Origin of the sequence: Microvirga lotononidis (assembly GCF_034627025.1) — a bacterium.
Taxonomy (GTDB): Bacteria; Pseudomonadota; Alphaproteobacteria; order Rhizobiales; family Beijerinckiaceae; genus Microvirga; species Microvirga lotononidis.
Genome location: NZ_CP141049.1, coordinates 311,142 through 324,732 on the forward strand (window position 1 = coordinate 311,142; position 13,591 = coordinate 324,732).

The window sequence follows — 13,591 nt, forward strand, 5'->3', positions numbered from 1 at the left end:
CGAAAGCGAAATCCGGTGCAGCCATTGTGTCTGTCCGCGTTGATCAGTGCGGGCGCACGAACGGCAAGACAAAACCGCAATGTCCCCATGCGGGCATTCATTGCGTGATTGTTGGCATTGGAATGTTTGCCCTTGATTCCCGCGGCTCGTCAAGCAGCAAAAGAATGCCCCGCAGTCCATGGGATGCCCGACAGGCCTGGGATTACAGCGCCGTACCGAAACGCGAGCGCGATTGTTATCAAGCGCTCTGATCATCACCAAAGTGTACATCTGCTGGCGCACGATTGCCCCATTCAGACGCTCATCTCCTGACCGATTCCGAAGGAAGGCGTAGCGATGGATTTCACGGAGGCTTTGCGCATGGCTGAGCGGAACCTGACGGAAGGCGCCACGCTCGCTGAACTCAGGGAACTCGCTCAGGACCTTCGGGCTCTCACCCCCAACAGCCTTCTTGCGGATCTAATCGAACTCAAGATCGCTGTTATCGAGGGATATTGGGGCTGAGAATGAGGCGTGAATTCATCTGCATGTCGCATCCGACATGTTTTTATCAAGGCTCCCGATCGGGCAAATTCTCGTCATGGCCCACGCGTGCCGCATGTCTTATAATCACGTGGGAACTCAGTTCTCGCCTGAGATGCATATGCGGCGATGATGAGCTCGATGTCATTTCTACCGCGCAGCCCATTCAGGATAGGGCCAACCCGGACGAGAAGCACCCCAAGACCAGCACCAATGGTGACAGGGCTATGGTCGCGAGCAAGTCTTTTGCGATTGATACGACGTCTTTCGTGTGCCGTCGTTTGTCCCGCCTGGCCTATCCGATGGTCGCTTGGCACGGCGGTAGGTTTATCTCACGGCCCCGCTGAAACCAGATCACGAGTGCGCGAGTTACGTTTAACCTGTGTTAATCAACCAACCCTACTCGGACCTTGAGAATAATCCCATGCTATGGAACGACAACCGTGAGATAATGCACACTATCCCAAACAGCCTGACTTTCTCTCAGGAGCAAGTGAACTTCATCCTTGGCCATTCTCTGAAGAGTATCTACCAGGATACCTTGAACTCACCTTTACCGGAGCGGCTCAAAACGCTCGTCACTCAATTCGAAACAAAGTTTTCCTCGTGATGGGATCGTTGCCTGGATGACAGTTGCTCTTTCTGTCCGACAGCCTTTTGCGTGGGCGATTTTCCAGGCCGGGATGGATGTCGACAACCGGGACTGGCCGCCCCAGTTCCGCGGGTGCGTCCTGATCCATGCCACGGCGACGGTCCGACAGGAGGACTACAACGCGTTTGAGAGGGCTTGCCGGAACCCCGAGCACTGGCTGTGCCAGGCGATCATGCAGGGTGGAGGACTGCCGCGGAAAGGGGTCTTCCGCGTGGAGGAATTGTTGGCGAGGTCGTGATCGCCGACTGCGTCACCGAGCATTCTTCCCCTTGGTTCACCGGCCCCTACGGCTTCGTGTTATGCAACCCACGGATCGGACCCTTGACGCCGCTTTCCGGCTCGCTCCGGTTCTTCGACGTCGAGGAGCACCATCTCGGCAGTCTCGGATGATCGGCTTGCTGTGGCCGTGGCAGCAAACCCTGGTCGAGCTCAAGGCCCGGTCAGTCGCGTCAGGTCCTGTCAGCGTAAGACCACAACCCTGGTGCCGACCCGAGTTCGGTTGTAGAGATCAACGACATCGGCATTGGTCATGCGGATGCAGCCAGATGAGACGGCATAGCCAATCGTTTCCGGCTCGTTAGAGCCATGGATGCGGTACATCGACGAGCCAAGATACAGAGCCCGGGCACCCAGGGGATTGCCGACACCGCCTTTCATGTAGCGTGGCAGCTCGGGGCGGCGGCGCAACATTGCGGCCGGAGGGCTCCAATCGGGCCACTCCCGTTTCATGCTGACCGTCTTGGTGCCGGCCCACGCAAAGCCTGGACGGCCGACCCCGATGCCGTACTGAATCGCCTGTCCCTGGCCGAGCACGTAGTAGAGCCGGCGCTGGCTGGTCGAGATAACGATCGTGCCGGGCTGCTGCGTACCGCGCCAGATAACAACTTGGCGGGCTGTCGGCGACGCCAGGCCTCCGAACAGTCGCTCGAAGAAGTTGGCGGGCCCGCCACTGAGCGAGGCGGTCGACTGAGCCTGAGCGGAACTGGCCAGCATCGCGCCGCATGCCAGTCCCGCGAGCATGATCATGAGACGGGGCATGCGGACCTCCCTTGTGCAGCATGGCATAGCTTCAACGCTCAAAGCCCAGCTTGAGATCCTCAGCCTGCCACCCTTGCTTCGCCCCTTGAGCACGGCCTACGGCGGCCCCCATCTTAAGAGGGGAGGGAGCCGCGGCCGTTCAGAAGTCACTCCAGGCGGACAAAGGTAGAATGAGTTCCCGCCTTGGCACCCTCCGCTTAGGCACAGCGCAAGCTAGCATGACCCTCATGCGCCCAGACCCGCCTGGCAGCATGCCGGACCATCCGGGCCGCCTCTGCGAGTTCCACGTCGGCTCGCGTTTGTGCCCGGCTCTCGACGCTCTCCAGCACCAGCATGACCTGACTGCGGTTCTCGGTGGGCAAGGCCGTGAGGGACGCGTCAAGATCCGCGGGATCGCCCAGCGAAGGATCCGTCTGCCGCGCCATGGCGTAAAGGCGCTCAAGGATAATGGTAAAGGCTCGCGAGGTTTCGGGTCGGGTGGTTTGGGGAAATGCGTGCATGAATGCCCTTGCAGGTTTTTGGCAGGCTGCCGAAACAGCCGCTCTTCGTTATGGCTCGACGCCTGATGCCTCAGGTCGAGCCCACATAACGCCAAGCTTCCAGCAAAGTTCCCTCGTCCAGCCGCATCCGGGCTCGTGTCTCGCTAGGACCTAAAGCGTTTTTGATCTGGGCTTGAAGCCATTCGGGTGGGCTGCGCGTTGACTGGGATATGGCCCAGGAGGCGAGCCATGCCCCAGCCCTATTCTCCTGATCTGCGTGAGCGCGTTCTGGTCGCCTGCGCACGCGGCGACCTTCCTCAGGTCGAGATCGCCCGCCGCTTCCAAGTTTGCCCGGCCACCGTGTCGAACTGGCGCCGCCAAGAACGCGAGGAAGGCCGGCGTGCTGCCAAGCCGCACAGCGGCGGCGTGCCTTCGCGCCTGGATGCGGCAGCTCTCGAGGTGCTGCGTCAGCTCGTGATCGAGGACAGTGACGCACTGCTGCGCGAGTACCGTGAGCGCCTGGCCGAGCGCACTGGCGTGACGGTGTGCCTGGCGGTGATCTGCGAGGCGCTCAAGCGCCTCAAGCTGCGTCCTAAAAAAAGACCCTTCGGGCGGCCGAGCAGGAGCGGCCCGAGGTTGCCGCCGAGCGCGAGGCTTACCGCCAGCAGATGAGCGTGCTTCCCGCGGAACGCTTGGTATTCCTGGATGAAAGCGGCGTCACCACCAAGATGGCGCGAACCCATGCGCGCGCTCCACGCGGGCAGCGGGCCTATGGGTCCATCCCGCTCGGCTCCTGGCAGCGGCTGACGGTGTTAGGAGCACTCGCCTGTGAGGGTCTAGTCGCCACGATGAGCATCGAGGCCTCGACTTCTACTTCCGTGCTGCTGGCTTATCTCGAGCAGATTCTAGTGCCGGCTCTCAAACGCGCCAAGCCGGATGCCATTCTGGTGATGGACAACCTGCGCCCGCATCACGCCACGGAGGTGCGGGATCTGCTCGATCAGGCTGGGATTGGACTGCTGTACCTGCCGCGGTACTCCCCGGAGTTCAACCCGATCGAGCCCGCCTGGGCCAAGGTGAAAGAGCGGCTCAAGGCGAAAGCGGCGCGCACTCTCGAAGCTTTGGAAGCAGAACTCAAACCCGCCCTCGACACCATCACTGCAAAAGATGCCCAAGGCTGGTTCAGGCACGCCGGCTATGCCCTACACTGAAACCAAAAGCGCTTTAGGTTTCGAACAGCCGTATGGCCGCTCGCCCATGCAAATGAATTCCAGCTGAAGGAATTATTCGGGTGGGCGTCACACCGCCTCTGCCATTGTCTTGGTCCTAGTTGGGTTCAGGTTCCGGCCTGACGGCAAGGAGAGATCGATGCGAGCACGCATAGCAATTCTTATCGCAGGGCTGACTGGTCTGTGCCTGACTGCCTCAGCCCAGGCGGCTGATTATGGGATCGCTTCCTTCGAGGGTGTCGAGGTCGAGAGCCGCAGGGAGATCTACGAGACCCCACCGCCTGTCGTCACCGAGCGCTTCCGCGAGGAGAGGATCGAGCGCGGCCCACGGTATGTCGAAGAAGAGCGGATCGATGGCCGGCCCGGACCGGGATGGCGCCGGCTCGGTTATCCTATTGCGGCCCGCCCCTAGTGGAGTGGCGAGGATTGCCGCCTGATCATCAAGCGCCGGATGAACCCGTGGGGCGAGGTGATCGAGCGGCGTGTCAGGATCTACGATTGAGGAGCATACGCAACCGGGCCTCACGCTCATCGTTCTCCTGATCAGCGGAGGATGTAGTCGTGAGAGCGACAGTGCCATTGATCCTGCTTGGGATGGCATCCCTCGGCTGTGGCTCTCCCGCACTGATCACGGCCCCAGGATTGAGGATGCCAGCCGGATCGAAAGCCTGTTTGATCTCCCGCATGAGACGAAGCTCGACCGGATCAGAGATGCGGGCAAAAACCGCAGACTTGAGCCGACCGATGCCGTGCTCTGCGGAAATGCTGCCGCCGAGGTCATGTACGAGGGCGTAAACCGCAGCGTTGACCGCGGCTCCCTGTGCCGCAAGGGCATCGTTGCCGGGGAAAAGCACGTTCACGTGAATATTGCCGTCTCCGACATGGCCGACGAAGAGGGCGCGTGTCCCAGAAAATTCAGTGCCGAGGCGGGCAGCCACGCCGGCGATCAGGGCCGGCACGTCCTCGGTGGCGACACTGACGTCGTGGGACGCCGTCGGGCCCGCGAGACGGTTCGCTTCGGAGACAGCGAAGCGCAAATGCCAGATCTCCCGCGCTTGTGCCTCAGTGGCGGCGATGACGGCGTCGACGATGGTTCCGGCCTCGAATGCGCCGCTCAAGGCGGTTTCGAGGCGCGCGGACACGCTCGCCTCGCACTCACCGCCGATCTCAATGAAGACGTACCACGAGTGGCGGGCGGTGAGCGGATAGCGCGCCTGCGGAAAACGTGCGCGCACCAGATCCATCTCGGCGCCGCACATCAGCTCGAAGGCAAGAATCTCCTCACCAGCGCCTTCGCGCAGGGTGCGGAGGAGACGGAGGGCGTCGTCCGGGCTCGCGACTGCGACGAGTGCGCTTCCCCGTGCGGGCGGCGGACGGACGATCCGCAGGGCCGCTGCGGTGATGACGGCAAGCGTTCCCTCCGAGCCAAGGAGGAGATGGCGCAGATCATAGCCGGCGTTGTTCTTGCGCAGGCGCTTCGGCCCGCGCACGATCTCGCCCCCGGCGGTGACGTATTCTAGACCCAGGACTAGGTCGCGGGTCATGCCGTGGCGTATCACGGCGATGCCGCCCGCATTGGTCGCGAGAATGCCCCCGATTTGACACGAGCCTTCGCTGCCGATGCTCACCGGGAACTCGCGTCCGGCTGCAGCCGCGGACTCTTGAACGGTCGCGAGGATGCAGCCCGCTTCGGCGATTAGCGTGTTGCCGATCGGATCAACGGTGCGGATGCGGTTGAGCCGTTCGAGGGAGAGCACCACCGCGCGGCCGGAAGCATCCGGAGTGGCGCCGCCGGAGAGGCCGGTATTGCCGCCTTGGGGCACGACGGGCGTTCGCGTCTGCGATGCCCAGCGCAGGACCGCGGCGACGGCCTCCGCCGTGCGCGGCAACATCACCGCTGCCGCTTCGCCGGTGAAGAGACCGCGCCAGTCGGTCAGGTATGGCACCATTGCCGCCGGATCGGTGATCACATCGGCGGGACCGAGAACGTCTGCGGCGGGATACATCGGCTCACACAACCCCGGCATCGACGATATAGTTCTGGCCGGTGCACCGGCGCGCCGCGCCCGACGAGAGAAACAGCACCATCGCCGCGATGTCCTCCGGCAGGATCTCGCCCTTGATGGACTGGCGGACTTGGGCGGCCGCCCATTTCTCCGGCGTCCACCAAGTCTTGCGCTGCCGCTCGGTCATCACCCAGCCAGGAGTGACGCAGTTGACGCGGATGCCGTCGGGCCCGAGTTCGCGGGCGAGCGAGCGGGTGAAGCCGATGACCGCCGATTTCGCGGTGGTGTAGGCGATGAGCCCGGATGCGCCCTGCATCCAGGATGTTGAGCCGAGATTGACGATTGCGCCGCCGCCGAGGGCGCGCATGCCCGGCGCGACGGCCTGGCTGACGAACATCATTGGCCGGAGGTTCACGGCCAACCGGTCGTCCCAATAGGTCTCGGTCACCTCGTCGAAGCGGTGGCGCTCGTCGTGACCGGCATTGTTGACGCAGATCGAGAACGGCCCGAGATTGGCCGCAAGGGCGCGGATCGCCTCCTGCGTGGCGCCGATCTCGCGCAGGTCGACGGCGCGGAACACGACCTGCGCTCCCGTTGCCACGAGATCGGCTGCGAGCGCCTCGCCGAGCTCCACGTTGCGGTCGAGAAAGGCCACCGCCGTGCCTTGCGTGGCGAAGGCCTCGACGATGGCGCGGCCGATGCCTTCGGCGCCGCCCGTGACGAGCGCTGTGCGCGAGGAAAGATCGGGAAAGTGGGGTAGGGTCAACCGGCAAACTCCGACACGGGCAGGCCGGCGGCTGGGACCGGCATGGCGAAGAGGCCGCCCGAGAAGGGTGCCTCGGCAAGGACGCGCGAGGGCAGGCGGATGCGCGCGGTGGTGATGAAGAGGGTCTTCAGATCCTCCCCGCCGAAGGCGACGCTGGTCGGACGGGGCACAGGCAGCCGCACCTCGCGCTCCAGGCGACCGTTCGGGTCGTAGCGGCGCACGCACCACCCGTCCCAGATGGCGCACCATAGGAAGCCCTCACTATCGATCGCGAGACCGTCCGGCCGCCCGTCCGCGGCATCGATCTCGGCGAACACGCGCCGGTTGTCGATAGCACCGGCGGCGAGATCAAAATCGTAGGCGTAGATCCTGCCTGGGGCGGAATCGGTGAAATAGAAGGTGCGTCCGTCCGGGCTCCAGTCGAGGCCGTTGGCTACGGTGAAGCCGGCCGCCACACGCTTCCACGTGTGGTCGCCGGAGATGGCGTAGAGGGCACCGGTGGCGCGGCTCGCATCAAGGCGCATGGTACCGCCCCACAACCGACCGATCCGGTCGCATTTGCCGTCGTTGAAGCGGTTGTCGGGAATCTCCGCCTCAGGGTCGACGAGCGGCTCAAGGCGGCCGCTCTCGAAGTCGAGGGCCTCAAGGCCGTCCTGGGTGAGAGCGGCGAGCCCGCCGCCGCGGCGCGGCACGACGGCGCTGACGAGCCTGGGCAGCACGACCTCTTCGTTGGTGCGCGTTGCCGGATCGAAGCGATGCACAGACGGGGCAAGGATGTCGACCCAGTAGAGCCTCTTCTCGTGCGGCATCCAGACCGGTCCCTCGGCGAGATGCGCCCCCCAGGGCAGCACGCATTCCACGCCGCTATCGGAGGGCGGCCCCGCCCGGCTCTGCGGATTGATGTTCATCGGCATGGCGCCGACATTGCCGGAGATCTGGCGCGCGGCCGCCATAAGGTCGCGCCCTGTGGTGTGGAGCCGGTCGTTAGACAGGCGCGAACTCGGCCCGAATACGCCGATGGCGGCAATCGCCCGGCCGGTATGATCGAAGATCGGGGCGGCGACCGAGACGACTCCTGCCACATGCTCCTCAAGGGAGATGGCATACCCACGCGCCCGGGCGAGGGCGAGATCGGCCATGAGCGACTCACTGTCGGTGATGGTGCGATCAGTGAAACCTTGGAGCGCGTTGTGATCGAGGAGGGCTCGGCGCTCGTGCGGGGAAGCGAAGGCAAGTAGCGCCTTGCCGCCGGCGGTGCAGTGCAGGGGCGCCCGGCGGCCGATCTCGATCCTGAAGCCGAAGGCGCCGCCGCGACTCTTCTGGTCGATGTAGAGCACCTCGTCACCATCGATGGAGCACAAAGCGACGGTCTCCCGGGTCTCGTCAGCGAGGCGCTCGATCACCGGCGAGGCGGCTCCGCGCAGATCGAAGGACTCCCACACCCGGTGCGCCAGCTCGAAGAGCCGGTGTCCGAGCCGGTAGGTGTTGTCGCTCTCCTCATGCCGCACGAGGCGGAACAGGACGAGGGTGTTGAGCATCCGCGCCAGGGTGCCCTTCGTGAGCTTCGTCGCTGCCTGCAAGTCCTTGAATCGCGGCGGCATGGCATGCTCGCCGATCACATCGAGGAGATAGAGGCCCTTGGCGAGGGCTGCAGCCCCGGTCGGAACCTCCCGCTCCTCCGGCGGCGCAACGCGTGGGTTGTCCACGGCTAGGCGGCCTTCGTCCGTTCCGCGCGGGCGGCCGCCGCCTCTTCGATCATCCGTTCGATCGTCCATTTGGGTTCAAAGCCTAGTTCCGTGCGGATTCGCGCGTTGGAGGTCTCGTAGAACACACCGCTACCGGGCAGGTCGACAATCTTCAACGGCAGACCGGTGAGTTTCGCCATGAGGCTGATCGCCTCCGCGAAATCCACGGGAGCGGTGGCGCCGAGATTGTAAGTGCGGCCGGCCGCCTTCGGGCTGGCGAGGGCAAGGAGGATGCCTTCGATCATGTCCCGCGTATCGGTGATGTGCATCCTGAACGGGCGACCGTTCTCGTTGCGTGAGATCACCAGGGATTCGCGGCCGTCGTCGATCGCCTTGAGCCGCTCGACGGCCGCGGTATGGCCGAAGCCCTCCTGCTGGCGGATCTTCGGGTGCAGGAAGAAGCGCGGACCGGAGAAGAAGCTCTCAGGGTCGAGGAGCTCGCAGGCGTCCTGAGTGTGGGAGAAGCGCAGGATCGTTGCCGGAACGCCCGACACACGCTCGAAGAAACGCACGATCTCCTCGCCGAGGAGCTTTGTGAGACCGTAGAGCGAGCGCGGCTTGACGGGATGGTCCTCGTCGACCGGCAGGTAGTCCGGGACGTTCTCCGGATAGACCTCGCCGGAACTCGCAAAGATCACCCGCTCCGGTTTCGCACGGACCGCCTGCTCGAGGAGGATACGAGTGCCGTCCACGTTCGCCCGGTGCAGCTTGTCGGAATCGCCCGGGAGCCAAGACATGAAGGCGCCGAGGTGGAGCACGGCGGTGGCTCCCTCCGTCGCGGCCGCCGCCGCCAGCCGGTCGTCGAAGACGCCGACCACCTCGCGGAAACGCGGGTGGGCGATGCCCGAGGGCCTCAGATCGAAGCCGGTTACCGCCTTGCCGTCATCGAGCAGGCGCTGAACCACCTTGGATCCGACACGTCCGGCGCTTCCGGTTACTAGGATCGTCATCGGGACCTCATTCAAATGGCAACGTGGGTCTGCGCGTCGAAGAGATGCAGGCGTGCGGGATCGAAGGACAGGGTGAGCGGCCCGCCGCCGGCATGCTCCTCGGGATTGATGAGACGGGCGATGATGGTATCGGCGCGACGGTCGTCGCCGGTGCGGGCGACCTCCACGCGGTTCTCCGGCGGAACATCCACATAGACGTATTTCTCACTGCCGAGACTCTCGACGAGGCGTGGGGTCACCGGGAAGGTGACCGAACCCTGGCCGGCGACGATGTGCTCTGGCCGCAGGCCGACCACCACCTCGCGGCCGGAAAGGCTCGCAGGCGCATGGAGGGGCACGTCCCTCCCGAACAGGCGCACCGTGGCGCCGCCCTGTCCCGACCCCACCGTCGCCTTGAAGAAGTTCATGCCGGGAGAGCCGATGAAGCCTGCCACGAACAGGTTCTCCGGCTTGCGGAACATGGTGTCCGGACTGGCGATCTGCTGGATGACGCCGTCGCGCATGATCACGATGCGGTCGGCCATGGTCATGGCTTCGATCTGATCATGCGTCACGTAAATCGTCGTCACGCCGAGGCGCTTGTGCAGGGCGCTGATCTCCGCACGGGTATGGACGCGCAGCTTGGCGTCCAGGTTCGACAGGGGCTCGTCCATCAGGAAGGCCTGCGGCTCGCGCACGATGGCGCGGCCGAGAGCGACGCGCTGGCGCTGGCCGCCGGAGAGGGCTTTCGGACGCCGGTCGAGGAGGTGTTCGACACCGAGGATCTTGGCCGTCTCGGTGACGCGCCGGTCGATCTCCGCCGGGGCCGTGCCGCGCATCTTCAGGCCGAAGCCCATGTTCTTTCGCACTGTCAGGTGCGGGTAAAGCGCGTAGTTCTGGAACACCATGGCGATATCGCGATCGCCCGGCGCGAGATCGGTGACGTCGCGGCCGCCGATGCGGATCGTCCCGGTGGTCGCCTCCTCCAGTCCTGCAAGGATCTTGAGCATGGTGGACTTGCCGCAGCCTGACGGCCCGACGAAGACCACGAACTCGCCGTCGGCGATGTCGAGTGAGAAGTCCTTGAGGACCGTGAGCTGACCGTAGGACTTGGTCACGTGCTCGATGTGAATGCCGGCCATGTGGCGACTCCCCTATTTTTCGGCGCCGGCGGTGAGGCCGCCGACGAGATAGCGTTCGAGGAACAGGTAGATGACGAGGACTGGAAGGGCGACGAGGATCGAGGCGGCCGAGATGTCGCCCCAGTTGGAGATGTACTCGCCCTTCATGGTGGTGATACCGAGATTCGCGGTCCAATTGGTCTGCGCATTCGTCAGAAATGTGCGGGCGTAGGCATAGTCCGACCAGGACAGCACGAACCCGTAGAGCGCCGTCGCGGCAAGGCCCGGCGTGGAGACCGGAAGGATCACACGCGCCATGGCGCCGAGGGGTGAGCAGCCGTCGACCATCGCGGCCTGTTCGAGCTCCCGCGGGATCGTGTCGAAATAGCCCTTCAGCATCCAGGTGGTGAACGGGATGATCAGGGTGGCATGGGCGAGGACGATCGACCACAGGCTGCCGATCAGGTCGAGGGTGCGGAAGATGCCGAACAGCGGGATGACGAGCAGCGTCGCCGGCAGCATCTTGGCCGTGAGGATGAACAATCCGAGCGACTGGCCGCCGCGAACGCGGAAGCGCGACAGGCTGTAGCCGGCGAGCACCGACACCGTCATCGACAGGATCACGCTGCCGATAGCGGCAAGCGCCGAGTTGCCGAGCCAGAGCAGGATCGGCCGGTCGCGCATCACCGCACCGAACACGTCCCAGCGCGGGATCTCGGGCCAGAACCGGGGTGGCAGCACCCGGAGCTGGTCGGGCGGCGAGATCGCGGTGATGAACAGCCAGTAGATCGGGAAGACGAGCAGGGCGCAGGCGACAATCACCGCCGCGTACAGGATCGTCGAGTGGAGGAGGCTACGCTTCATGACGACGACCTCAGATGTTGTCCGGAGCGCGCCCCATCATCAGGCGGCTCGCGATGATGCAAACGATGAGGGTGATCACGCCGATGGCGGAGGCATAGCCCATTTTGAAGAATCCGAAGGCCTGTTCGTACGTCATGATCGAGAGGGTCTGCGTTGCCTTCAGCGGCCCACCGCCCGTAAGGACGTAGATGATGGAGAAGTCGCGGAACACCCACAGCATGACCAGAACGAGGGTCACGCCGAGGATGGGCATCAGCGACGGGATGGTGATGTTGACGAGGCGCTGCCAAGTGTTCGCGCCGTCGACCCGCGCGGCGTTGTAGAAATCCTCCGGAATGGACTGCAGGCCGGCGAGCATCATGATGGACACGAAAGGATAGCCCTTCCAGATCATGGTGACGCACACGACCATGAAGGCGGCGGCCGGGGACGAGAACCAGTTGACCGTGGTGTCGATGAATCCGAGCTTGATGAAGATCCAGTTCATCAGCCCGAAGGATGAATCGAACATCCATGCGAAGATCACCACGGCGATGACCTCCGGCACGGCCCAGGGCAGGGCGACAAGCAGGCGGGCCAGGGACTGTCCCTTGAACTTGTTATTGACGAGAAGCGCGGTCCCGAGCCCGAGCAGGAAACAGAACAGGCTGACGATGACCACGAGCTTGAGAGTGATCCAGGCCGCGTTCCAAAAGTCCGGGGACGTGAACAGCCGCTCGTAGTTCGCGGTCGTGAACGGCCGCCGCGCCTGATCGAGCCGCGCGATAGTTACGTTCTGAAACGAGATGTCCACCGATACGATGAGAGGGTAGACAATGATGAGGCCGATGAGGAGGACGGCGGGCGCGAGGAGAAGATAGCCAAGCCAATGGCGTCGGCTTGGGCGCGCGAGGTCAAGGCTGAATCCTGGCTTCATGAAATCCCCTGTGAAGGAGCCAGCCGCTTTCGCGGCTGGCGGCGTGGCGCTGATGGCGTCACTGTTGCTGAAGGGCTTCCGCCTTCTGCTGCATGGTCGCGGCGACTGTCTTTGGATCGAGGTCTTGGATGATCATACGCTGCGCTTCTTCCATGATCGTCTTGGAGAACTCGTTGAACTGGATCTCCAATCCCTTCGGAATCCGGTCGACCTTGGCCTGAGCGGCGGCTTGCGTCACCTGGACCAGGAGATCGAAGTTCGGGTTCTCGGCCTTGGCGGCCTTGATGTCCGCACGCGGGCTCGGGGGCGGGGAGGCGCCGAGGGTGGCGTAGGTCGACTGGAACTGATCCGAGGTCGCGAGCTTGATGAAATCCCACACCAGCTTCTTGTTCGCGCTATTGATGTCCGCAGGGATCGCGAGAACGTTGGACGAGCCGCCGACCGGTGGGTTGAACGGGACCATGGCAGTCTTGATCTGGTCCTTGGCCTTGCCCTTTTGAATGATCGGCCAGAGCCATGGGCCGTCCATCTTCAGAGCGATCTTACCATCCGCGAAAAGCTGGCGCACCTCGCCCGCCGACATGTCGCGCGGCGTGAGATTGTTCTTGACGATCGTCTTCCAGCGGGAGAGCCCTTCGATCATCTGCGGCGTGTTGATGGTGACCTTGCCGTTCTCGTCCGTCCAGCGTCCGCCGGCGTCGAGGGTGTAGTTCATCATCTCGCTGATGTACTGGCCGCCGCCACCGCGGGTCTCGTGACCGGTGCCGAACTGATCGATGATGCCGTCACCGTTGAGGTCCTTGGTTGTTTTCTTGGCGGCTTCAAGGAACTCGGCGTAGGTCTTCGGCACCGCCAATCCTTCCTTCTTTAGCAGGTCCTCGTTGTAGGCAAGGAAATAGCCGAAGTAGAGCATCATGGTGCAAACGGTCTGTTTGTTCCAGACACAGGTGTCCTGGCCGGCCCAGCCGTTGAGATCGAGCTTCGATTCCTTGATGTAGGGATCGAGAGGTTCGAGCCATCCATTGTCCGCGAATTTCTGGAACTCGAAGGAGGCGAGGTGCACGATGTCCGGCGGATTGCCGCCGGCGAACAGCGTCGTCATCGTGTCGGCGTAGGCGCCGCGTTCGACTTTGGTCCATTCAATCTTCACGCCGGGATGAGATTCCTCGAACGCCTTGATCACCGAGGCCCACCAGTCGCCGACACCGCGCTCGTCCTTTTGCCAAGACACGAACTTGAGAACCTTGTTCTGCGCGAGCCCCGCGTTTGTGCTCAGGGCAAGGGCGGCGGTCGCCGCGAGGATGGTCAGTTTTCTTCTCAGCAT

At 63.8% G+C, this 13,591-nt stretch carries 15 protein-coding genes; 5 read left to right on the forward strand and 10 right to left on the reverse strand.

Annotated elements, in window-relative coordinates; all coding sequences use genetic code 11:
• Positions 1 to 360 precede the first annotated feature (360 nt).
• Positions 361 to 504, forward strand: a complete 144-nt coding sequence (locus tag U0023_RS24940; protein WP_195904233.1) for a hypothetical protein — start codon at positions 361 to 363, stop codon at positions 502 to 504.
• Between the two features lie 644 nt (positions 505 to 1,148).
• Entirely contained in the window at positions 1,149 to 1,412 is a 264-nt protein-coding gene (locus tag U0023_RS24945) for an ASCH domain-containing protein (RefSeq protein WP_052600547.1), read from the forward strand.
• Between the two features lie 221 nt (positions 1,413 to 1,633).
• Here U0023_RS24945 and U0023_RS24950 read toward each other — a convergent pair whose 3' ends face one another.
• On the reverse strand, positions 1,634 to 2,212 hold the full coding sequence (locus U0023_RS24950; protein WP_322883838.1) for a L,D-transpeptidase: 579 nt from the start codon (positions 2,210 to 2,212) through the stop codon (positions 1,634 to 1,636).
• Between the two features lie 197 nt (positions 2,213 to 2,409).
• Positions 2,410 to 2,712, reverse strand: a complete 303-nt coding sequence (locus U0023_RS24955; RefSeq protein WP_009492145.1) for a hypothetical protein — start codon at positions 2,710 to 2,712, stop codon at positions 2,410 to 2,412.
• Between the two features lie 228 nt (positions 2,713 to 2,940).
• Here U0023_RS24955 and U0023_RS24960 point away from each other — a divergent pair, with 228 nt between their 5' ends.
• The 3 genes from U0023_RS24960 (at position 2,941) to U0023_RS24970 (ending at position 4,332) form a co-directional block, all read left to right on the forward strand.
• The gene (locus tag U0023_RS24960; protein WP_009491289.1) at positions 2,941 to 3,363 is read left to right on the forward strand and encodes a helix-turn-helix domain-containing protein; all 423 of its coding nucleotides are present in this window, start codon (positions 2,941 to 2,943) and stop codon (positions 3,361 to 3,363) included.
• The gene (locus U0023_RS24965) at positions 3,360 to 3,902 is read left to right on the forward strand and encodes an IS630 family transposase (protein WP_009491290.1); all 543 of its coding nucleotides are present in this window, start codon (positions 3,360 to 3,362) and stop codon (positions 3,900 to 3,902) included. The genes U0023_RS24960 and U0023_RS24965 overlap by 4 nt, the downstream gene beginning before the upstream one ends.
• A 157-nt stretch (positions 3,903 to 4,059) precedes the next feature.
• The gene (locus tag U0023_RS24970; RefSeq protein ID WP_009492146.1) at positions 4,060 to 4,332 is read left to right on the forward strand and encodes a hypothetical protein; all 273 of its coding nucleotides are present in this window, start codon (positions 4,060 to 4,062) and stop codon (positions 4,330 to 4,332) included.
• Positions 4,333 to 4,405: 73 nt separating this feature from the next.
• Here U0023_RS24970 and U0023_RS24975 read toward each other — a convergent pair whose 3' ends face one another.
• Genes U0023_RS24975 through U0023_RS25010 form a run of 8 tightly spaced genes read right to left on the reverse strand, consistent with a single transcriptional unit; the run spans position 4,406 to position 13,591 of the window.
• Complete coding sequence (locus U0023_RS24975) at positions 4,406 to 5,926, reverse strand: FAD-binding oxidoreductase (RefSeq protein ID WP_009492147.1); 1,521 nt, start codon at positions 5,924 to 5,926, stop codon at positions 4,406 to 4,408.
• A gap of 4 nt (positions 5,927 to 5,930) precedes the next feature.
• Positions 5,931 to 6,692 carry an SDR family NAD(P)-dependent oxidoreductase gene (locus tag U0023_RS24980; protein ID WP_009492148.1) on the reverse strand — a complete coding sequence of 254 codons (762 nt, stop codon included), beginning with the start codon at positions 6,690 to 6,692 and terminating at the stop codon, positions 5,931 to 5,933.
• Positions 6,689 to 8,467: an SMP-30/gluconolactonase/LRE family protein gene (locus U0023_RS24985; protein WP_083861404.1), complete on the reverse strand. Its 1,779-nt coding sequence runs from the start codon at positions 8,465 to 8,467 to the stop codon at positions 6,689 to 6,691. Before U0023_RS24985 ends, U0023_RS24980 begins: the two co-directional genes overlap by 4 nt.
• Positions 8,401 to 9,387, reverse strand: a complete 987-nt coding sequence (locus U0023_RS24990; RefSeq protein WP_009492150.1) for an NAD-dependent epimerase/dehydratase family protein — start codon at positions 9,385 to 9,387, stop codon at positions 8,401 to 8,403. The genes U0023_RS24985 and U0023_RS24990 overlap by 67 nt, the downstream gene beginning before the upstream one ends.
• An 11-nt stretch (positions 9,388 to 9,398) precedes the next feature.
• Positions 9,399 to 10,508, reverse strand: coding sequence for an ABC transporter ATP-binding protein (locus U0023_RS24995; protein WP_009492153.1), 1,110 nt, complete (start codon positions 10,506 to 10,508; stop codon positions 9,399 to 9,401).
• A 12-nt stretch (positions 10,509 to 10,520) separates the two neighbouring features.
• Positions 10,521 to 11,351, reverse strand: a complete 831-nt coding sequence (locus U0023_RS25000; protein WP_009762370.1) for a carbohydrate ABC transporter permease — start codon at positions 11,349 to 11,351, stop codon at positions 10,521 to 10,523.
• Positions 11,352 to 11,361: 10 nt separating this feature from the next.
• Positions 11,362 to 12,267 carry a carbohydrate ABC transporter permease gene (locus U0023_RS25005; protein ID WP_009762371.1) on the reverse strand — a complete coding sequence of 302 codons (906 nt, stop codon included), beginning with the start codon at positions 12,265 to 12,267 and terminating at the stop codon, positions 11,362 to 11,364.
• Positions 12,268 to 12,325: 58 nt separating this feature from the next.
• Positions 12,326 to 13,591, reverse strand: coding sequence for an ABC transporter substrate-binding protein (locus U0023_RS25010; protein WP_009762372.1), 1,266 nt, complete (start codon positions 13,589 to 13,591; stop codon positions 12,326 to 12,328).